Source organism: Xanthomonas bromi (genome assembly GCF_900092025.1).
Taxonomy (GTDB): domain Bacteria; phylum Pseudomonadota; class Gammaproteobacteria; order Xanthomonadales; family Xanthomonadaceae; genus Xanthomonas; species Xanthomonas bromi.
Genome location: NZ_FLTX01000027.1, coordinates 110,530 through 131,804 on the forward strand (window position 1 = coordinate 110,530; position 21,275 = coordinate 131,804).

Genomic DNA, 21,275 nt, shown 5'->3' on the forward strand with positions numbered 1-21,275 from the left:
CCGCCTCAGTTGGCCGCACGCGGTGCGGTCGGGGCGGAAGGACCGGCAGCATTGCCGGCGGCGGGCGTGGCCTTGGGCTGCCACGGCACGGTCTTCACCACGAGGCCATCGCGCGCGCGCGACGCGCCTTCGACCACCAACTGCTCGCCGGGCTTCAGCCCGCTGCGCACCAGCCACTGGTTGCCCACCGCGCGGTCGGTTTCCAGCACGCGCAGCTGCAACTTGTGATCGGCACCGACGACATACGCGGTGGGCTTGCCGGCGCCGTTACGCGACACCGCCTGTTGCGGCACCAGCACGCCCTGTTCCTTGACGCCTTCCTGCAGCACCGCGCGCACGTAGATGCCCGGCAACAGCTCGGCATTCGGGTTGGGGACGACGGCGCGCAGGGTGATCGAGCCGGTGTTCTGGTCGACGGTCACGTCGGAGAACGCCAGCTGCCCTTGCAGCGGATAGGCACTGCCATCCTCCAGCAGCAGCGACACTTTTGCCGCGCCGTCGCCGGCCTGTTCCAGATCGCCGCGTGCCATCGCCTGCCGCAAGCGCAGCACCGCACTGCTGGGCTGGGTGACGTCGATGTAGATCGGGTCCAACTGCTGGATGGTGGTCAGCGCGTTGGCCTGGTTGGCGGTCACCAACGCGCCCGGGGTCACGCTGGAACGGCCGATGCGGCCGGAAATCGGTGCATCCAGCCGGGCGAATGCCAGGTTGATGCGCGCGGTCTCCACGCTGGCCTTGCCGGCCGCCACGTCGGCCTTGGCCTTGCCTAGCGCGGCATCGGTGTCGTCGCCTTCCTGCTGGCTGATCGCCTTGATCTGCGCCAACTCGGTGTAGCGCTCGGCCTTGAGCTGCGCGGTGCGCAGCATCGCCTGGGCCTTGGCCAGGGTGGCCTGTGCGCTGGCATAGCTGGCGCGGTATTGGGCCGGATCGATCTGGTACAGGGTCTGGCCGGCCTCGACCTCGCCACCTTCGGTGAACTGGCGCGATTGAATCAGGCCACCCACTTGCGGGTGAATTTCGGCGATCAGGTACGGAACCGTTCGCCCCGGCAATTCAGTGGTCAGCGTCATCGATTGCTGCTTGACGGTCAGCACGCCCATTTCCGGGATGCCTTCCTGCGATGGTGGGCCTCCCAGCGGGCTGCCGCAGGCGCTGAGCAGCGCGGTGGCGGCAATGGCGACAACAAGCAACGACAGGCGAAACGAGCATGAGGACACACGGGTAAATCTCCGACGGGAGGGAATGACGGTTAAATCTAAACGGTACGGTTCGGTATCTCAATAAGCTCAACCGTGGCCGTCAAGCATTTCTGCCCAGTCGGTATACTTATGAATCGGTGGGAAAACCTGATGCGGGTCAGAACCGAAGAAAAGCGCGAGGCCATCGTCCAGGCGGCCAGCGAGGTGTTCCTGGAACTGGGCTTCGAAGGCGCCTCGATGTCGCAGATCGCCGCCCGCGTGGGCGGCTCCAAACGCACGCTGTACGGCTACTTCCCGTCCAAGGAAGAGCTGTTTGTGGCCTTCGCCAAAGATATGTCGGACCGCTATTTCGACCCGTTGCTGCATGCGCTTTCGCAGCGCAGCGGCCTCGTCGATGAGGCATTGCAGCGCTTCGGCGAGGACGTGCTCACGTTCTTGTGCGCCCCGGCCAACATCACCAGCTGGCAGACCATCATCGGGGTCTCAGGCAGATCACCCGTCGGCGCGCTGTTCTTCAGCGCCGGCCAACAGGAAGGCATGCAGCGCTTCGCCGAATACCTGCAGGCACAGGTGGACTGCGGCCTGCTCCACTGCGACGACACGCTACTTGCCGCCGACCAGTTCGCCGCCTTGCTGGAAGCCGAAACGCTGATGCCCTGCCTGTTCGGCGCACTCAAAGACCCCACGCCCGCGTACCTGCGCGATGCGACGCGACGTGCGGTGGAGATGTTTATGGCGGCGTATGGCGACAAGGCAGGGACAGCGGCGTAATGCACGGTGCCGCGTTGCTGCAGAGCAGTGCGTACCTGCGATAGGCAGTGCGCAGCATGCGGGCGCTGAGCATGCAGTCCGCTCAGCCGTCCAAGGCGGCGTCGCCGCACCGCTGGCGCGACTGCAACCGCATTGCGAAATCACGCAGCGCTGCTGCGCTCTGCAGGCAGCGTAGGGACACATGCCGGGCGGCGATGCGATCACGCTGCGACAACGCGACGGCACGGTGCAACCGCACACGTACTGCGCACCCGGGCAGTGCGCCGCGAGCGCAGAGAGCAGGCCGCGCTCTGCGCACGGCCGCGCGGCGGGTTACTCCACCACCGCGCACTTCGCGCACAAGCCATGCACTTCCAGCGTCTGCGCCTGCGGCTGGAAACCGAGTGCCTTGGCGCGGGCTTCGAGTTGCGACACGACGTCGCGATCTTCCAGCTCCACCGCGCTGTGGCAGCGGTCGCAGATCAGGAACGGCACCGAGTGCTGGGCGCTATTGGGGTGGTGGCAGGCCACGAACGCATTGACCGATTCGAGCTTGTGCACGAACCCGTTGGCCATCAGGAAATCCAGGGCGCGGTACACCGTGGGCGGGGCGTCGGCGCCCACGCCCTTGCCTTCGCGCACCCAGTCCAGCAGTTCGTAGGCCTTGACCGGCTTACCGGCGTCGGCGATCAGCCGCAGCACGTTGGCGCGGATCGGTGTCAGGCGCAGGCCACGTTCGCTGCAGGCACGCTCCACCGCGCGCACGAAACCGTTGGCGTCGTCGACGTGGTGATGCGGTGCGGTGCAGGCGTGGTCTGGTGCGTGGGTGTGCTTGGTCATACAGGCTCCGGCGTCAGGCCGCTCCAATCTTGATGAGTGCCGCATCGATGCGTTTCAAGGCACCCTCGCGTCCGGCCAGGTACACCGTTTGCGAAATGTCCGGGCTGACCTGCGTCCCGGTGATGGCCACACGCAGTGGCTGGGCAACCTTGCCCATGCCCAGCTCCAGCGCGGCGGCGGCATCGTGCAACGCGGCAGACACGCTCTCCACGCTCCATTCGTTCAGCGCAGCGAGCATCTCGCGCGCCTTGCCCAGCGGCACTTCCGCACCCAATTTCAGGTGCTTGATCACCGCTGCTTCGTCGTAGGTTTCCAGCGGCTGGTACCAGACCACGGCCTTTTCGGCCATTTCCTTCAGGGTGTGCACGCGCTCGCGCAGTGCCACCACCACATCGGCAGCGGCCGGGCCGGCGGCCAGATCCACGCCGAGTTTGGCGAGCTGGTATTCCAGCTGCGGGGCGATGCTGGCCGGGTCGTCGGTCTTGAGATAATGCTGGTTGACCCAGCCGAGCTTGGCCATGTCCAGGCGTGCGGCCTTGGAATTGACGTCCTTGACGTCGAACAGGTCCAGCAATTCCTGCGGCGTGAACAGCTCCTGGTCGCCATGCGACCAGCCCAGACGCGCCAGATAATTGATCAGCGCGTGCGGCAGGTAGCCGGCATCCCTGTACTGCATGACGTCGGCCGCGCCGGTGCGTTTGGACAGTTTGGCGCCCTGCTCGTCCAGAATCATCGGCATGTGCGCGAACTTGGGCACCGGTGCGCCGAGCGCCTCATAGATATTGATCTGGCGCGGGGTGTTGTTGATGTGGTCGTCGCCACGGATCACCTCGGTGATGCCCATGTCCCAATCGTCCACCACCACCGCAAAGTTGTAGGTGGGGAAGCCGTCCGGGCGGAAGATCACCATGTCGTCGAGCTCGCTGTTGGCGATCTCGATGCGGCCCTTGATCAGGTCGTCGAACACCACCGTGCCGCCGATGGGATTCTTGAAGCGGATGACGCGGTTGGGATCGTCGCGATACGGCAGATTCTGCTCGCGGGCAGCGCCGTTGTAGCGCGGCTTTTCCTGCTTGGCCATGGCCGCTTCGCGCATGGCGTCGAGTTCTTCGCGGGTTTCGTAGGCGTAATAGGCCTTGCCCTGCGCGAGCAACTGCTCGGCAACCTCTTGATAGCGGGCAACGCGCTGGGTCTGGTAGATCGGACCTTCGTCGTAACCCAGGCCAAGCCATTCCATCGCTTCCAGGATGGCGTCGATGGCCGCCTGGGTGCTGCGCTCGCGGTCGGTGTCTTCGATGCGCAGCACGAACTGCCCGCCGCGGTGACGTGCCTCCAGCCAGCAATACAGGGCGGTGCGCGCGCCGCCGATGTGCAGGTAACCGGTGGGGCTGGGGGCAAAACGGGTGCGGCAGGCCATGGAGCGCTCGGCAGAACGGGAGTCCCCTGATTTTACCTTGCGCAGCGTGGCCCTGCCCGGCCGGTGGCTCAGCGGTTGCGCAACAGGTCGCCGTACACCACGCAATCGCCGCCGCTGCGGGCCGTGCCCGGGGCGTCGTACAGCACCAGCCAGGTGGGAATCTGGCCGGCCAGCGGCTTGGGCAGGTTGCAGATGGCCTCGGCGCGGTCGCTGTCCTTGCCGTGCGGCAGCACCGCCGATTCCAGCAGGTCGTGCTGAAAGCGCACTGGCGCGCGGTTGGTGGCCAGCACGGTGCGCGCATCCGGCCATTTGAACAGGCGGATCTCGCCGTTCAGCACCATTGTCGGTCCGGCCAGCAGGTACAGATCGTCGCCGGAATAATGCAGATCGCGAATGCCCAGCCCGCCCAGTTGCAGGAAGTGTTTACGCAACAGCGTGCCGTCTTCGTCCAGCGGCGCCAGGCGCAGATGGTCGCCATGCGCTTCCACCTGGATTTCCAGCATCGCCGACCAACCGCGCAGCACCGGCCCGCGCAGGCCCAGCAGCAAACGATGACCATCGACCACGATGCCTTCGATATCGAAGCCGTTGTCCTTGCCGGGAATCTTCAGGAAAGGGCCGAAATGCGGGTCGTCGGCCAGCAGATCGGTGAGCTGGTTGTGTTTGGCATCGCCCTTGAGACGCAACGCGCGGCGGCCGTCGGCGGCTTCGCGTACCAGCTGCGGGGTGCCGTCTTGTGCATGTTCGATCGGCAGGCAGGCCAACAGACGGCGGTTGCCGTCAAGCTTCAACTTGGTCAGGCGTTTGGCGTTTTCGGCATCGTCGCGGCCAGGCTTGGCGTTCTTGCGCTTGCTGCCGTGCGAGCCGATCACCCAGAGAAATCCGTCCGACAGGCCCAGGCCTTCCAGGTCCGCCTCCTCGCCGTCTTCGCCCGGCAGATCCAGCAGGTCCGCCAACGGAAAGCTCTGCCCTGCGCCGAAGCGCAACGTCTCGTGCTGGACCGGATCGAGCTTGCGCAGCCGGTCCACCGCGCAGGCTTCGTCGCCGGCCACCCACAACCAGTCATCGGTGAACGCGGCACCGGACAGATTGCTATGCACCAGCGCACCGGGCGCGAATTCGAGCCGGACGCTATGCGGAATCAGGGTTTTCTTGGCCATGGGAACCTGTGGGTGGTGGATCAACCGAACGCGGTCAGCTTGGCACGCGCCACACCGGCCGCCAACTGCCCTGGCCAATCGCGGTCGTTGGCCACCTGCGCTTGCGCGCGGCTGGCCTCGAACGCAGCGAAGTCCAACTCCGCCAGTGCCCACACCGTCTCGCCCCGGGTCTGCGCCAGCACGCCATCGGCGGGAAAGCCGACATCCATCGGTGCAAACACCGCGGCCTCGCCGGTGTTGATGTCCAACGCAGGGCTCCAGGGCGCTTCGCCCGCGGTCACCGATTGCGCGACAAACACGCGGTTTTCCAGCGCGCGCGCCAGGCAGCCGATGCGCACGCGCATGGCACCGGCCGCGGTGTCGGTGCAGCTGGGCACGATCAACAACCGCGCACCGGCCTCGTATTGCGCACGTACCGGCAGCGGGAACTCGCTGTCGTAGCAGATTGCGATTGCCGCGCGGATGCCGTCCAGTTCGAACACCTTCAATGCATCGCCGGGCTCGATCAGCCCGGTGGCTTTTTCGAAGCCGGTGAGCTGCAACTTGTCTTGCCAGCCATGCAGGCCCTCCGGGGTGAACCAGTCGCTGCGATTGCGGTAGCGGCCATGGCCCAGATCCAGCAAAAAGCTGCCGGCGATCAGATGCAGCCGATGTTCCCGCGCCAACCCGGCAAATAGCTCCAGCCACGGCGTGCGCAGTGCCTGGATAGCGGCCAGCGATTCGGGCAAGCCGGCCGAAATAAGCGTGCCGAAGGTTGCGCCCAGCTCCAGCGACAGATATTCGGGCAGCACCACCACCCGCGCACCGGCAGCGGCGGCCTCGCCGACCAGGGCCGACTGACGCGCGGCAAACGCGGCGAAATCGGCGGGTTTGCCGATCGGGTATTTGGCGACGGCGATTTTCATCTGGCGGCCTTTGGGTTGTTGGATCGAAGTGGCGCTGCAATCAGAGCAGCCAGCGAAAGTAGCGTGCTGCTGCCTTGCGGACTGCCCGAGATGTTTTGTCAGCCGCGGTCGGGCGGCCGCTGCCGCTCACTGCGGTAACGCACGTGTCCACGCACTCAAGCTGTGGTCGATCTCACCGTGTTGCAACTCGGCCCACTCCAGGTGCACGCGCATGCCCGGCTGCGGGGCGTAGCCACGTTTGCGCCAGAACACCTCATTGCCGCGGTAGTCCGCTGGCTGGCGTGGGTCGTCGGGGGCACGTTCCACCGAACAAAACGCCGTCAATGCAAAGCGGCCCAACGTGCGTGCATGCGCTTCGCGCCGGTCGAAAAATGCATGACCGATGCCCTGCCCACGATACGCCGGCAGCAACACCGATTCGCCGAAATAAAACACGCTGGCCGGGTCGATGCCGGCGGCACGGAACGGTGCGTGGAAAGCAGCGCTGTCGTCGAGCAACGGCAACCCGGTGGATGCGCCGATCACCGCATCGCCATCGCGTGCCAGCACGAAGACGCTCTCTGGCGATGCCGCATAAGCGGCCAGATACTCGCGTTCGTAAGCGGCATCGCCTTCGTACAGATACGGCCAGGCCCGGAACACCGCGATGCGCAGCTGCGCCACCGCATCCAGATGCGGTAGCACCTGCGTGCCGCGCACCGTTTCCACAATCAAGGAGGAGCCAGTCATGCCGGCCATGGTAAGCCAGCAAGGTGCGACTGCACTGCCAGACTCAACGCAGCCAACGACCATGGTTCGCCATGCTGGCCTCGGGCTGTTGCCACAACAACCACACCGCTGTTTCTTCGGTCGCCAGCAATACCCCGAGCAGCCCATCAATGCTGCGTGCCCAGTCGCTGCCATCGCGCAGCCGTTGCCACGGTCCGTCGCTGCGCGTCCGTGCGTCGCCGGTGGGAGTGTATTGCTGCGGCGATGACTGCAAAAACGCGACCCGCCAATGCGCAACCGCTGCGCGGTGCCTGCGTGCATCTGCAGGCCCACCACGCCGCGGCGCCCGTCGCGATTCAGCGGCAAGGCCGATAGCGCCGAGCATCCCCAGGGTTGCGGCCGCGCTACGGGCAGCAGCGCCACCGTGTCGATACCGGCGGGCCGCAAACGCTGCGCCCACCGATGCAACTGCGCATGCGCCCTCATGCCGGCCTCAGCGCAGACTGTTGCCAAGCTCGTACCACTCGAGCTTGCGGGTCACCCACATGATGCTGGCCAGGATGCCGAACAGCATCAACGCCCCCATCAGCAGCGCGTTGTCTTCGGAGATCAGCAGGCTGTAGAGCACGGCGTACAACGCGGTGAGCAGCACCGAAAAACCCGCCGCACGCACCCAGCTGCGCAACACGCCCTGCAGCCCGATACACGCTGCCGCCGAGACCAGATACGCCTGCCAGAACGCGATGCGCTCGGAAAGGCTGAGCAGCAGCAGGAAGAAGATCGCCAGCGCCAGCCCCACCAACAGGGACTGCAATGGATGGATCGGCAGACGCTTGATCAACTCGAACAGCACGAACGCCACAAACGTCAGCACCACGAACAGGATGCCGTCCTTGCTGGCCGGGTCGGCCTGGGTATCCACGTCCACCGGGTCGACCAGGCGCACTTCCAGCGTATCCAGCGACGCTTGGCTGGACTGCAACTGCGTCTGCGCACTGGTAGCAGGCGACGACAGCGACCAACTCGCATCGAAGCCCCTCGGCCCGATGCTCGGCGCCTTCGGCAGGAAGCGGCCACCGAAGGACGGGTGCTGCCAGGTAGAGCGCAGCGCAATCTCGTTGTTGTCGGCAATCGGTGCGATGGCCAGCCGGCGCGTCCCGTCCAGCACGAACTGCATGTTCACCACAGTGCCGTCCTGCAGCCGGCCAGCGACCGGGTCGGCCAGCGGACGCAGTGGGGCATGGATGCCCGTCGAGCGATCGGCCAACGCGCCTGCACCGCTCTGCAATGCCAGTGTGCGGTCATCCACCTGCAGGCGCGGCGCGCCCACCAGCCCGCGCACGTCGGAGATGCCGATCGCCAAGTGCGGCTGGCCATACACCCGGGTTGGCGCCGCCGCGTAATCGAGTGGATCGTATTCGGCATGCAGTGTGGCTTTCCAGGAGTACACATGTACCCGGTACATGCCCACCTCTCTTACCGAGGGCACCAGCTCGCCGCTGAGTTTCAGGCTGCGCGGTGTTTGCAGCAGCGCACCTTCGCGCTTGCGCCACACCTTGCGCTGGTTGCCCTGCTCGTCCGGCTCGGTGACCTGCACTTCTTCGGTATACGGCAGCACCCGCACCGGCGCGATGAACTGCTGCTCGCCGGCCTTGCTCTGCGCCACCCGCTTCACCGCCTCGTCGCGGTAGCGCGCGCGGTCCTGCACCGCGCCACGGATCAACAGCAGTGGAATCAGCAACAGCAGGATCAGCCCGCCGATGGTGGCGAACCGCAATAACAGTGTCAGGGATTTCATCGGCCATCCTCAGCTTGGGAGGTCGCCAGGGTGCGATGCGCCGGCATGGGGGGTTTGAGGCGAATTTGAAGCGAATGTGAAGTGAACGACCCGGATGCTCGCCGGCCAGCACCATGACGCGATGAAGACATGCGCCTTTCAGATTCCGAAAGTGCGAGCCACGCCCATAACAAACTTCCTTTTCATCGACAACGCTTCGCGTTGCCCGCACAGAGATCGACGCCACGCGCAACGATGCACGGGCAGTTGCGCACTCCTGAAGCGTCGCGTTGTTTGGGTGATTGTTTTTCGTTGGTTGGGGCTTTCCATTTCCACTGTTCGTCGATGACTTTTTTAAGTCGCGTGCACTGCAGCCGCTTGGTTGCGGCTGCATGCCTGCTCGGCGATTGCTTCAGAGCTGCGCACAACTGCATCCCCCTTTTTTTGCCCGGAGTCTGCTTTACATGACCACGCAACGCTCGCTTGCCCTTTGCCTGCTCGCCACCCTGAGCCTGACCGCCACCGCCACCGCCGCGCAGGCGGCAGTGCACGGGATGGGCCTGAAACCTTCGTCACTGATGCAGCCGGTGACTCCATTGTTCGGCACTGCAAGCGTCAGCAAATCGTTACCCGCCAGTGTCGACTTGACTGCGTGGGCGGTCACGCCGGGCGACCAGGGGCAGGTTGGGTCATGCGCATCCTGGGCGACTGGCTATACCCTGACCGGTTGGTATGCCAACGCCAACAAACAGGCGCAGACCCGCTTTGCCCCGATGTATCTCTATAGCCAGGTCAACGGCGGCGCCGATGGAGGTTCCACCTTGGAAGCCCCGTTGGAAGTGGCGCTGGCGCAGGGCATCGACACCGAGCAGCATTATTCTTGGGGCAACTACGACTGGAAGAGCCAACCCACCGCCGCCGACCGTGCCAATGCGGCCAAGAACCCGACGCCGTATCGCAAATACACCGTGTTGTATTCGGGCAATGGTAACGGTGGACGCGCCTTGATCGAGCAGATCAAACTCGCCCTTGCCTCTTCCACACCGGTGGCGATCGGCTTCTATGTGCGCGAAGGGTTTGAAGAACTGACACCCAAGAATCAGGTCGACTACGACATCAAGACGCCGATCCTGGGTGGACATGGGGTCGTCGCGCTGGGCTACGACAGCGAAGGACTGATCGTGGAAAACAGCTGGGGCACCGAATGGGGCAACAAGGGCTTTGGCAAGCTGTCCTGGTCGGTCGTCGCCAAGGACGTCATCGCCGCCGACGTTGTCCACTAACTTGCAGCGACCACACGCTGTGCGGCGGACTTGAAGCGGCTGCGGCATGCGCTCTGGCGCATGCCGCAGCCTCAGACCCGATGCCGCCCCCCCTCGGTGACCAACCGCTACAAACCCTCTGCCTGACCACTCAGCCGGCTGGCAGGCGCAACACCGCAATCGCACCGACACCGTTGCGATTGCCCAACCTCACGTCTCCGCCATGCAGGCGCGCAACCTCACGCACGAACGGCAAGCCAAGACCGGAGCTGCGCTGACCGGTCTGCGGGCGTGCCAGCGAATAGAACCGCTCGAAGACGCGCTCGATCGCGTAATCCGGCACGACACTGCCGCGGTCTTCGACCGCCAATTCCCAATGTCCATGGCGCAACTGCGCATATAGCCGCACATGGCTGCGCTGCGGCGAGAACGCGATGGCGTTTTCCAGCAGGTTGATCAATGCCTGACGCAGCAAGAAGCCATCGCTGAGCACCTGGTGATCGCCTGGCATTGCAGCGCCTGTATCGACCTCCACCAAAAACGCCCGCCGCCGCCGCGTGCAACGACACCGCTTCCACGGCAGCCTGCAGCAGTCCGGCCACACCAATGCGCTCGCGCGTCGGCAACCAGCCGTGCTGCTCCACCTCGGCCAGCGCCAGCAGCTTGTCGATGGTTTCGGTCAGCCGTTGCTCCTGCGCGCGGATACTGGCAACGAAATGCTGGCGATCGGCTTCGGGCAGTGGTTCGGTCAACAGCTCGGATGCACCGCGAATCGCCACCAGCGGACTTTCCATCTCGTGCATCAGCGACTGCACGTACTGCTCCACGCAAGCCTTGCCTTCCAGCTTGCGGCGCATACGTTCCAGCGCCTGGCCCAGGTCGCCGATTTCATCGCTACGCGGTTTGGGCGGCGCTACCGGGAAGCCGGCGCTCACCGCCTGCGCATAGCGATTGAGCCGCCCGATGCCGCGCATCAACCACCACGTCATCAAAATGCCGATCAATGCGGAAATGCCGATCAACCAGGCACCGCGCTGCAGGATATTGCGCTGGCTGGCTTGGATGAAGGGATCGATGCTGCGGTTGGGCTGGGCCACGGTGAGGACGCCGATCAACTTGCCGGGTTGGTCGGGCGCATAGATCGGTGCGGCCACATGCATGACGGTTGCGCTGGGGTCGCCATCGAGTTCCGGACTGGAACGCGCGCCGTACTCGCCGCGCAAGGTGCGGTAGACATCGTTCCAGCGCGAGTTGTCGCGGCCTACGTCGCGGCCCAGCGAATCGAACGCCACCACCCCGCGCGCATCGGTCACGGTGACGCGCTAGTCCACATTAGTTCTTGCGAAAACGCCACACCCGCGCCTTGGGATCGCGCTGCTGCGCACTGGCCACGTTGCGCGCGAAGCTGCCATCGGCAAGCGTGCCGGCGACCAGTTCGCTGCTGGCGATTTCCGCCAACACATTGGCCGCATCCACCAGCGTGGATTCCATCGCCTGCCGCACCCCTGGCTTGACCTCGTTGACGAATACGCGCATCACGAAGAACGCGGCCAGGCCCAAGATCAGGAAGAAGCCCAGAAACAGCTTGAGACCGAGCCGCATGTCAGCGCGCGGCCTCGCCAGGATCACTGCATCCTTGCAAGCGCATACCTAGACCTCCAGCGCGTAGCCAAGGCCACGGTAGGTGCGGATCGGGTCGGCCGGCACGCCGGCCAGACGCAGCTTGCTGCGTAGCGTCTTGATGTGGGTGTCGACGGTGCGGTCGGCACTGTCGGCGCTGGCATCCCAACCGCGGTCCATCAGCTGCGCGCGACTCAGGATCGCACCGGGGCGCTGCAGCAACGCCGCCAGCAATGCGTATTCGTAACGGGTCAACGGCAACAAGGCATCGCCGTAGCGGATGCGGCTGCCGTCGTGGTGGATCGCGAACGCCCCATGCGGTTGCCAGCCCGATTCGGCCGCCGCGCCCGCGTTGCGTCGGCGCAACCGTGCGCGCACGCGCGCCACCAGTTCGCGTGGCGAGAACGGCTTGGCCATGTAGTCGTCGGCGCCCAGCTCCAGCCCGAGCACGCGGTCGATCTCGTCGTTGCGCGCGGTCAGGAAGATCACCGGCACCTCGCTGAAACTGCGCAACATGCGGCACACCTCGAAGCCATTGATGTCCGGCAGGCCGACATCCAGCACCACCACATCGGCCGGATCGGCGCGCAGCCGCGCCAGCGCATCGCGCCCCGGCAGACAGTGCTCAGGCGCATAGCCCTCGCTGCGCAGCGCGTAGAGCACGGCATCGGCAATGGCGGCTTCGTCTTCGACGACGAGCACGCAGGCGGGAGACTCGGACATGCCGCGCAGCATGGTGGGATGCGGGCCGCCCTACAGACCGAGGGGGGCCGCGCCGGGCGGGGGCCGCGACAGCACGCTGCGTGCGGTATCGCGCAACATTCCGATACCGCCACGGCGCACCTGCGCCGGCCTGCCGTGCAATGGGCCGCAACAAACCTGGCCGCAGCCTCTACACTGCCGCGATGAATTATCGCCACGCCTTCCATGCCGGCAACCATGCCGACGTGCTCAAGCACATCGCCCTGCTTGCCTTGATCGACACCCTCAAGCGCAAGGACACCCCGTTCTTCGTGCTGGATACCCACGCCGGGCGGGGGCGCTACCAGCTCGGTGGCGAAGAAAGCCGCAAGACCAACGAGGCCGATGCAGGCGTGATGCGGCTGATGGCCGAGGCGACCTTGCCCGAGGTGGTCGAGCGCTACCTGCGCGCGGTGCAAGCCGACAACCAGACCGTCGCCCGCCCGGCCACGCCCGGCCAGAAGCCCATGCGCCCCACGGCCGGCATCCAGCTCAATTACTACCCCGGATCGCCGCTGCTGGCCGCGCAGGCGCTGCGCGAACAGGACCGCATGGCGTTTTGCGAACTGCAGCCCGACGAAGCCGAAGCGCTCAAGGGCCTGTTCGCCAGGGACAGCCGCGTCCGCGTGCATGCGGGCGACGGCTATGCGGCAATCCGCGCCTTCCTGCCGCCCCGGGCGGGCGAGACCAAGATCGGCCGCGGGCTGGTGCTGATCGACCCGCCCTACGAATCGCGGGATGCCGAATACCAGCAGATCGTCCATAGCGTGCGCGAGGTGCTGGCGCGCTGGCCGCAGGCGATTTGCATGGTGTGGTACCCGATCAAGCTGCGCCGCAGCCTGCAGCCGTTCATGCGCAAGGCCGCCACGCTGCCGGCCAAGTCGGTGCTGGTCGCCGAGCTGCAGGTGCGCCCGGACGATTCGCCGCTGCGTCTGACCGGCAGCGGGCTGCTGATCGTCAATGCCCCCTGGCAGTTCGACCAGGCGCTGGCGCCGGCGCTGCCAGTCCTCAAGACACATCTCGGCGAGCCGGGGGCCTCGACCCGGCTGGAGTGGCTGCGCCAGGACGGCTGAGTCGGCAGACGCCTGCGCGCCACCATCGTCGCGGGCACGGTGCTGCAGGGATGGAAGTGTTGTCGGTCGATTGGCGCAGTGACTCGGGCCGCACGCGGCGCCGCCGACATGGCCGTTGCCGCAAGCACCGGCAGCGCAGCGTCTATAAGCGGGCGCAGCACCCGGCGGACCCACGCGCACACGACCACGCCCCGTTTCAATCGCCTTCCGGCCAGCCCGCGCCTGGGCGATTCATCGGCCACACTGCGCCACCGACCACGCTCACGACCGGCTCACGACTGCGCTCGTTACAGTTGTGTGGGGAGCACTGCCACCTCCTGTCGGCCCCCGGCGACACACCGGATTCATTCACGGTTTCGCGCCGGGCTGGTGCCAGAATCTTCCGATCTTTCAGGAACACCGGTCATGGCCATTCGTAATCGCATGCCTCCCTGGCATGAAAATTTCAGCCTGCCCAATGGCCGCATCCTTTTGCTCCGCCCGATCCGTCCCGAGGATGGTCCGCCGCTGCAGGGGGCTTTCAGCCTATTGGGACCGGAGGAAATTCGCGCGCGCTTCGTGCGCTCCTCCGCCGAAATCACCCCGGAGATGGTGCAGCGCCTCACCCACCCCAATCCCAAGAGCGAAATCGTGCTGGTCGCTGCCGAGCAGTTGCCGCCCGGCGAAGCGCTGGTAGGTGCGGTCGCGCGCGCCGCGCTGGTGCCGGGCACGCGTCAGGCCGAATACACCATTCTGGTCAGCAGCTTCGTCGCCGGCCAGGGGCTGGGGCGGCAGCTGATGCGCAAACTGGTCAAGTGGGCAAGGCGCAAATATCTGGATTGCCTGTTCGGCGACGTGCTGCAAAGCAACGTGCCGATGCTGCAGTTGGCCGAGTCGCTGGGCTTCAAGCCGCAGGCGCATCCGGATTCGCCGGAGCTTGTGCGGATGGTGCTGGAGCTGGATGCTTGAGTTGCTGGAATTGGGAATTGGGAATTGGGGATTCGTTAAAAGCGCTTTGGCTGTTGGTTTGATGCGGATCTTTGCCCGCCCGCGGTCGCGGGACACGCCCCGGGTACGGCCTTGGGCGCTCTTCTGCGGCATCCAGTGCGCGTAAGGCGGGACCTGTCGATCGGGTTGGTACACACGAGAGCCGCACAGACGCGTTCCAAGTCGGTCAATCGTTAGCTTCGCCCATCGCCCTGGCGGTGGCCTCTCAAGTTTCAGAACGAAGCTATCCGCGGTAGCGGCCACCGACCACGCAATGCCCTGCTTTCAATTGGCCACCAGCCAACTGTCTGGCGCGGTGTCCTCGCCGCTTGCGGGACCGTTGGCGGCATGGATGCCGCCATCGAGCCTACACCGACGTACTTGCGGCGTGTCCTGCAAGCGGTGAGGACGCCGCGCACTCGACCAACAGCCCGGCTTGATACGTGTTCCAGACACTCGGCACAACGCGCGCGCCCCGCAGCGCCCACGCTGGGCCGCCCGGCGTCTCCTTTCACACCAGATGGACCGGCCACAGTGGGGGCTCTGATAAAATCGTGGGCTGATGCCGTCGCCTACCTTCCCCTCTCCGCCGCTGCCCAAGTCCGGCCAGCTCCGCGCCTACTGGCGCGCCCCGTCCTCTCCGACTGCGCTGGCGTGGTCGATCGCACGGGCAGCCGAGGCGCATGCCGGCCCGCTGCTGGTGATCGCACGCGATAACCAGAGCGCACATCAGCTCGAAGCCGATCTGCATGCCTTGCTCGGCGAACACGCGGCGCTACCGGTGGTGCCGTTTCCCGATTGGGAAACCCTGCCCTACGACCAGTTCAGCCCGCACCCGGAAATCATCAGCCAGCGTCTGGCCGCCCTGCACCGCCTGCCCGGCTTGACCAAGGGCGTGGTGATCGTGCCGGTGCAGACGCTGCTGCAGCAGCTGTCGCCGCTGAGCTACATCGTCGGCGGCAGTTTCGATCTCACCGTCGGCCAGCGACTGGATCTGGATGCGGAAAAACGCCGTCTGGAAAGCGCGGGCTACCGCAATGTGCCGCAGGTGATGGACCCGGGCGATTTTGCGGTGCGCGGCGGCCTGCTGGACGTCTTTCCGATGGGCGCGGACACGCCTTTGCGCGTCGAATTGCTGGACGAAGACATCGATTCGATCCGCGTGTTCGATCCGGAATCGCAGCGTTCCATGGACAAGGTGGACGCGGTCAAGATGCTCCCGGGTCGCGAAGTGCCGATGGACGATGCCAGCGTGGAGCGCGTGCTGGCCTGCCTGCGCGAACGCTTCGACGTGGATACCCGGCGCAGCGCGCTGTATCAGGATCTCAAATCCGGGCTGGCGCCGTCGGGCATCGAGTATTACCTGCCGATGTTCTTCGCCCAGACCGCAACGCTGTTCGATTATCTGGACAAGCGCGTGCTGCCGGTGATCGCCACCGGCGTGTCCAATGCCGCCGATACGTTCTGGACGCAGGCGCAACACCGCTACGAGCAACGCCGCCACGATGTAGAGCGCCCGCTGCTGCCACCGGAGGAGTTGTACCAATCGCCGGACGCGCTGCGCGAGCGGCTCAACAAGCTGGCGCGCATCGAGGTGTGGGCCAGCGATCATGCGCGCATCGAGGACGCCGTCGCGCTCGGCGACCAACCGTTGCCGCCGCTGCCGGTGGCTGCCAAAGACGCCCCGGCAGGCCAGGCGCTGGCCTCGTTCCTGAGCCATTACCCGGGCCGCGTGCTGGTCGCCGCCGATTCCGCCGGTCGCCGCGAAGCCTTGATGGAAGTATTGGCCGCCGCGCAGTTGAAGCCGGAGGTGGTGGCCGATGTGCCGGCCTTCCTGGCGGGCACGCTGCGCTTCGGCATTACGGTGGCGCCGCTGGAAGACGGCTTCGCGCTGGATCAGCCGCAGATTGCGCTGCTGACCGAGCGCCAGCTGTTCCCGGAGCGGGCCAACCAACCGCGCCGCACGCGCCGGGTCGGACGCGAGCCGGAGGCGATCATCCGCGATCTGGGCGAACTGTCCGAAGGCGCGCCGATCGTGCACGAAGACCACGGTGTGGGCCGTTACCGCGGCCTGATCGTGCTCGACGCCGGCGGCATGCCCGGCGAGTTCCTGGAAATCGAATACGCCAAGGGCGACCGGCTGTATGTGCCGGTGGCACAGCTGCACCTGATCAGCCGCTATTCCGGCGCTTCGGCCGACACCGCGCCGCTGCATTCGCTGGGCGGCGAGCAATGGACCAAGGCCAAGCGCAAGGCGGCCGAAAAGGTTCGCGACGTCGCTGCCGAATTGTTGGAAATCCAGGCACGTCGCCGTGCGCGTGCGGGTCTGGCGCTGCAGGTAGACCGCGCGATGTACGAACCGTTCGCGGCCGGCTTTCCGTTCGAAGAAACCACCGACCAGCTCGCGGCCATCGATGCCACGCTGCGCGATCTGGGCAGCAGCCAGCCGATGGACCGCGTGGTCTGCGGCGACGTGGGCTTCGGCAAGACCGAAGTCGCAGTGCGCGCAGCGTTCGCCGCGGCCAGCGCCGGCAAGCAGGTCGCCGTGCTGGTGCCGACCACATTGCTGGCCGAACAGCACTACCGCAATTTCCGCGACCGCTTCGCCGATTACCCGATGAAGGTGGAAGTGCTGTCGCGCTTCAAGAGCACCAAGGAAATCAAGGCCGAACTGGAGAAGGTCGCCAGCGGCGAGATCGACGTGATCATCGGCACGCACCGCTTGCTACAGCCGGACGTGAAGTTCAAGGATCTCGGCCTGGTCGTGGTCGACGAGGAACAACGCTTCGGCGTGCGGCAGAAGGAAGCGCTCAAGGCGATGCGCGCCAACGTGCATCTGCTCACGCTCACCGCCACGCCGATCCCGCGCACGCTCAATATGGCCATGGCCGGCCTGCGCGATCTATCGATCATTGCCACCCCGCCGCCGAACCGGCTGGCGGTGCAGACCTTCATCACCGCCTGGGACAACACGCTGCTGCGCGAAGCGTTCCAGCGCGAACTCAGCCGCGGTGGCCAGCTGTATTTCTTGCACAACGATGTGGAAAGCATCGTGCGGATGCAGCGCGATCTTTCCGAACTGGTGCCCGAGGCCCGCATCGGCATCGCGCACGGGCAGATGCCCGAGCGCGAGCTGGAACGGGTGATGCTGGATTTCCAGAAACAACGCTTCAACGTGCTGCTGTCGACCACGATCATCGAATCGGGCATCGACATTCCCAACGCCAATACCATCATCATCAACCGCGCCGACCGCTTCGGTCTTGCGCAGTTGCATCAGCTGCGCGGCCGCGTGGGCCGTTCGCATCACCGCGCCTATGCGTACCTGGTGGTGCCGGACCGGCGCGCAATGACCTCCGACGCAGAAAAGCGCCTGGAAGCCATCGCCTCGATGGACGAACTGGGCGCGGGCTTTACCCTGGCGACGCACGATCTGGAAATCCGCGGCGCCGGCGAATTGCTCGGCGAAGACCAGAGCGGGCAGATGGCCGAGGTCGGTTTCAGCCTGTACACCGAGCTGCTGGAGCGCGCGGTGCGCAGCATCCGCCAGGGCAAGCTGCCCGACCTGGATGCCGGCGAAGAAGTGCGTGGCGCCGAGGTGGAGCTGCACGTGGCATCGCTGATTCCCGAAGATTACCTGCCGGACGTGCATACCCGCCTGACGCTGTACAAGCGCATTTCCAGTGCACGCGACCCCGATGCGTTGCGCGAATTGCAGGTGGAGATGATCGACCGCTTCGGCCTGCTGCCGGATCCGGTCAAGCATCTGTTCGCCATTGCCGAGCTCAAGCTGCAGGCCAATGCCTTGGGGATCCGCAAGCTGGATCTGGGCGAAAACGGCGGGCGGCTGGTGTTCGAGGCCAAGCCGGCGATCGACCCGATGACCATCATCCAGATGATCCAGAAGCAGCCGAAGATCTACACCATGGATGGCCCGGACAAGCTGCGCATCAAGCTGCCGATGCCCGAGGGCGCGGACCGCTTCAACACCGCACGCGGTTTGTTGGCCGCGCTTGCGCCGGACTGAAGCGTAACGCGGCGTTCGACGGCGTCGCAACAGACTCGACCGCAACTGGAGGCCCTGCACGCAGGTGGGCACCACCTGCGTGCAGGGCGTGCTCACGATCTGTCTCCAACACCACATCGATCTGCATTGCACGCAACGGGCTGGCAGCCCTTGCGCCTGCTCGATCTGCTCTGCTCGAGCATGTTTGAAACACGCGCGCATTGTCCCGGGACTGTCCGGGACAAACACCGTATGAGCCTGCTTGCGACAAACCTGAGCAGTTAATTCCAAAACTGCTACTACATCTCACATTTACGTCATTCGACTGAATTTGACCTAAATATTCCAGCGGGGCGCCGATACCTGCATAGACCGGCATGACACCGCGTGCAGAGCAACGCCACGCAGATCCATGCCACCGCGACCTTCTCCCCCGCGTCATCGCACCCAACGTGCGGCAGCGCTTGAGGCACACATGAACATGCCACTGTCCGATCTACCTGCTCCGCTGACGCTTGCCCTGGAGGGCGAGATGACCATTCGCCGTGCCGCCGAGCTCAAGCCGCTGCTGCAGCCGGCCCTGCTGCATCCCGGTGGATTGCATCTGGATCTGGCCGCCGTCAGCGAGATCGACACCACCGGTCTGCAATTGCTGCTAGCCACCAAGCAGGCGATCCAGGCCGATGGCCGGCCGTTTTCGCTGACCGATTCCAGCCGCGCGGTGGTCGATGTGATCGAACTGCTCGGCCTGCTCGAGGCCCTGTACCCGCATGCGGTTGCAGGCCTGGGCGAACGAATTCATTAAAGGACCGGTGGCGCGCTAATGGATATGAACCAACTGATGCAGACCTTTCTGGCCGAAAGCCGGGACCTGCTCGAAGACATGGAACGCCATCTGCTCGAAGCCGAGCGTGGCGAATCGTCGCCCGATGCGGTCAATGCCATCTTCCGCGCCGCGCACACCATCAAGGGCTCCGGCGGCCTGTTCGATCTACCGCAGCTGGTCGGCTTCACCCATGTCGTGGAAAGCGTGCTGGATCTGGTGCGCGACGAAGCGCTGACCCTGAGCTCGGAACTGGTCGGGCTGCTGCTGGTGTGCTGCGACCATATCCATGCCCTGGTCGAAACCGCTGCAGACCCCAGCCACGCCGACCCGGCCGCCCTGGCTGCCGAAGCCGAGCCGCTGCTGGCGCAACTGCAGACCTACCTGCAAAGCAGCGCGTGCGGCGTCACCGCGACCGCCATCCAGCACAGTACGCCGGAAAAACAGAGCGGTTACTGGCGCATCACCCTGAGACTGTTTGCCGACGCGCTACGCTTCGGCAACTCGCCGCTCAAGCTGATCCGCAACCTGCGCAGCCTGGGCTCGGTCGAATCGATCGGCACCGATATCAGCCAGTTGCCGGTCTTCGACGACCTCGATCCGGAAGCCAATTACCTGGGCTTCCAGATCCTGTTGCGCAGCGATGCCGACCGCGCCGCGATCGAGGACGTGTTCGAATTCGTCCGCGAAGATTGCGATCTGGAGATCCTGGCCGTGCCGGCGCCGACCGACAGTGCCGAGCTTGCCGCGCGCGCGCCGACTGCGGTTGCAGTGGCGCCAACTGCGGCAATTGCACTTGCCGCAGTGCCAGCTGCTGCGTCGGCTGCGGCACCCGCACGCGCCGCAGCCGATGCAGGCGCACGCAACGCCGACGCGCGCTCCATCCGCGTGGATGCCGACAAGCTCGATCGCATGATCGATCTGGTCGGCGAACTCATCATTGCCGTGTCCAGCACCAACGCCAATGCGCAACGCACCGGCGATGCGCAATTGCTGGAATCGGCCTCGATCCTGGCCGGCCTGGTCGAAGACGTGCGCGAAAGCGCGTTGCAGCTGCGCATGGTCAAGATCGGCAGCACCTTCAGCCGCTTCCAGCGCGTGGTGCACGATGTCGCGCGCGAGCTCGGCAAGGACATCGCCCTGGTGGTGGCCGGCGAAGACACCGAACTGGACAAGTCGGTGGTGGAAAAGATCGGCGACCCGCTCACCCATCTGGTGCGCAATGCGATGGACCACGGCATCGAACCGGCTGACGTACGCGTGACGCGCGGCAAGCCTGCGCGCGGCACCGTTGGGCTCAACGCGTATCACGACTCCGGCAGTATCGTCATCCAGATCACCGACGATGGCGGCGGCTTGAACCGCGACCGCATCCTGGCCAAAGCGCTCGAACGTGGCCTGATCGAACCGGGCCGCCAACTCAGCGACCGCGACGTGTTCGCGATGATTTTCGAACCGGGCTTTTCCACCGCAGAGAAGGTCACCAATCTGTCCGGGCGCGGCGTCGGCATGGACGTGGTCAAGCGCAACATCACCGCGCTGCGCGGCACGGTCGAGATCGACAGCGCTGCCGGATTGGGCACCACCATTTCGGTACGCCTGCCGCTGACGCTGGCCATCATCAACGGCTTTCAGGTCGGCGTGGGCAAATCGGTCTTCGTGGTGCCGCTGGATGTCGTCGAAGAGTGCGTGGAGTTCACGCCCGACTACGCCAGCGACTACATCGACCTGCGCGGCAGCGTGTTGCCGTATGTCCGTCTGCGCGAGTTGTTCGCGCTGGGCGGCAAGACCCCGTCGCGCGAAAGCATCGTGGTGATCCGCCAGGGCGCGCAGCGTTTCGGCCTGGTCGTGGACACCCTGCTGGGCGAATGGCAGACGGTGATCAAGCCGTTGTCCAAGGTCTTCGCGCAGGTCAAAGGTATCAGCGGGTCGAGCATTCTGGGCAGCGGCGATGTCGCGCTGATTCTGGATGTGCCCAGCCTGATTCAGCAATTGCACCCTAACCAGGACGCGTTGGCTGCCTGAGCG

Annotated in this window: 15 protein-coding genes and 2 pseudogenes; 7 read left to right on the forward strand and 10 right to left on the reverse strand. The window is 65.4% G+C overall.

Annotation, left to right across the window (positions count from 1 at the left end):
- Nucleotides 1-5: 5 nt before the first annotated feature.
- Nucleotides 6-1,217, reverse strand: a complete 1,212-nt coding sequence (locus XBLMG947_RS09555; protein WP_083992993.1) for an efflux RND transporter periplasmic adaptor subunit — start codon at nt 1,215-1,217, stop codon at nt 6-8.
- A 111-nt stretch (nt 1,218-1,328) separates the two neighbouring features.
- On the opposite strand from XBLMG947_RS09555, the gene XBLMG947_RS09560 reads away from it, so the two are divergent.
- Nucleotides 1,329-1,970, forward strand: a complete 642-nt coding sequence (locus XBLMG947_RS09560) for a TetR/AcrR family transcriptional regulator (RefSeq protein ID WP_065468070.1) — start codon at nt 1,329-1,331, stop codon at nt 1,968-1,970.
- 312 nt (nt 1,971-2,282) lie between these two features.
- Here XBLMG947_RS09560 and XBLMG947_RS09565 read toward each other — a convergent pair whose 3' ends face one another.
- The 7 genes and pseudogenes from XBLMG947_RS09565 to creD form a co-directional block, all read right to left on the reverse strand.
- Nucleotides 2,283-2,789, reverse strand: coding sequence for a transcriptional repressor (locus XBLMG947_RS09565; RefSeq protein WP_065468072.1), 507 nt, complete (start codon nt 2,787-2,789; stop codon nt 2,283-2,285).
- A 13-nt stretch (nt 2,790-2,802) separates the two neighbouring features.
- Nucleotides 2,803-4,206 carry a glutamate--tRNA ligase gene (gltX, locus tag XBLMG947_RS09570; RefSeq protein WP_065468074.1) on the reverse strand — a complete coding sequence of 468 codons (1,404 nt, stop codon included), beginning with the start codon at nt 4,204-4,206 and terminating at the stop codon, nt 2,803-2,805.
- A gap of 68 nt (nt 4,207-4,274) precedes the next feature.
- Nucleotides 4,275-5,366: a DUF3616 domain-containing protein gene (locus XBLMG947_RS09575; protein ID WP_065468075.1), complete on the reverse strand. Its 1,092-nt coding sequence runs from the start codon at nt 5,364-5,366 to the stop codon at nt 4,275-4,277.
- Nucleotides 5,367-5,386: 20 nt separating this feature from the next.
- Nucleotides 5,387-6,271 (reverse strand): carbon-nitrogen hydrolase family protein, encoded by an 885-nt coding sequence (locus tag XBLMG947_RS09580; RefSeq protein WP_065468076.1) that lies wholly within the window; start codon nt 6,269-6,271, stop codon nt 5,387-5,389.
- Nucleotides 6,272-6,397: 126 nt separating this feature from the next.
- Nucleotides 6,398-7,009, reverse strand: a complete 612-nt coding sequence (locus XBLMG947_RS09585) for a GNAT family N-acetyltransferase (RefSeq protein ID WP_065468077.1) — start codon at nt 7,007-7,009, stop codon at nt 6,398-6,400.
- Nucleotides 7,010-7,043: 34 nt separating this feature from the next.
- Nucleotides 7,044-7,465 (reverse strand): annotated as a pseudogene (locus tag XBLMG947_RS09590) (hypothetical protein).
- Nucleotides 7,466-7,472: 7 nt separating this feature from the next.
- On the reverse strand, nt 7,473-8,777 hold the full coding sequence (creD, locus tag XBLMG947_RS09595) for a cell envelope integrity protein CreD (protein ID WP_065468078.1): 1,305 nt from the start codon (nt 8,775-8,777) through the stop codon (nt 7,473-7,475).
- 443 nt (nt 8,778-9,220) lie between these two features.
- On the opposite strand from creD, the gene XBLMG947_RS09600 reads away from it, so the two are divergent.
- Nucleotides 9,221-10,039, forward strand: a complete 819-nt coding sequence (locus tag XBLMG947_RS09600) for a C1 family peptidase (protein ID WP_065468079.1) — start codon at nt 9,221-9,223, stop codon at nt 10,037-10,039.
- A gap of 130 nt (nt 10,040-10,169) precedes the next feature.
- On the opposite strand, the pseudogene creC reads toward XBLMG947_RS09600, so the two are convergent.
- Both creC and creB read right to left on the reverse strand, forming a co-directional pair.
- A pseudogene (gene creC, locus XBLMG947_RS09605) lies at nt 10,170-11,620 on the reverse strand (two-component system sensor histidine kinase CreC).
- A 48-nt stretch (nt 11,621-11,668) separates the two neighbouring features.
- Nucleotides 11,669-12,373 (reverse strand): two-component system response regulator CreB, encoded by a 705-nt coding sequence (gene creB, locus XBLMG947_RS09610; protein ID WP_181093186.1) that lies wholly within the window; start codon nt 12,371-12,373, stop codon nt 11,669-11,671.
- 170 nt (nt 12,374-12,543) lie between these two features.
- Between creB and XBLMG947_RS09615 the strand changes: the two genes are divergently transcribed.
- The 5 genes from XBLMG947_RS09615 (at nt 12,544) to XBLMG947_RS09635 (ending at nt 21,272) form a co-directional block, all read left to right on the forward strand.
- Nucleotides 12,544-13,452, forward strand: a complete 909-nt coding sequence (locus tag XBLMG947_RS09615) for a 23S rRNA (adenine(2030)-N(6))-methyltransferase RlmJ (protein WP_065468165.1) — start codon at nt 12,544-12,546, stop codon at nt 13,450-13,452.
- A gap of 405 nt (nt 13,453-13,857) precedes the next feature.
- Entirely contained in the window at nt 13,858-14,400 is a 543-nt protein-coding gene (locus tag XBLMG947_RS09620) for a GNAT family N-acetyltransferase (protein ID WP_065468080.1), read from the forward strand.
- A gap of 580 nt (nt 14,401-14,980) precedes the next feature.
- On the forward strand, nt 14,981-18,445 hold the full coding sequence (mfd, locus tag XBLMG947_RS09625; protein WP_065468082.1) for a transcription-repair coupling factor: 3,465 nt from the start codon (nt 14,981-14,983) through the stop codon (nt 18,443-18,445).
- 454 nt (nt 18,446-18,899) lie between these two features.
- Nucleotides 18,900-19,229, forward strand: a complete 330-nt coding sequence (locus XBLMG947_RS09630) for an STAS domain-containing protein (protein WP_065468088.1) — start codon at nt 18,900-18,902, stop codon at nt 19,227-19,229.
- A gap of 18 nt (nt 19,230-19,247) precedes the next feature.
- Nucleotides 19,248-21,272, forward strand: a complete 2,025-nt coding sequence (locus XBLMG947_RS09635; RefSeq protein ID WP_065468094.1) for a chemotaxis protein CheA — start codon at nt 19,248-19,250, stop codon at nt 21,270-21,272.
- Nucleotides 21,273-21,275 lie beyond the last annotated feature (3 nt).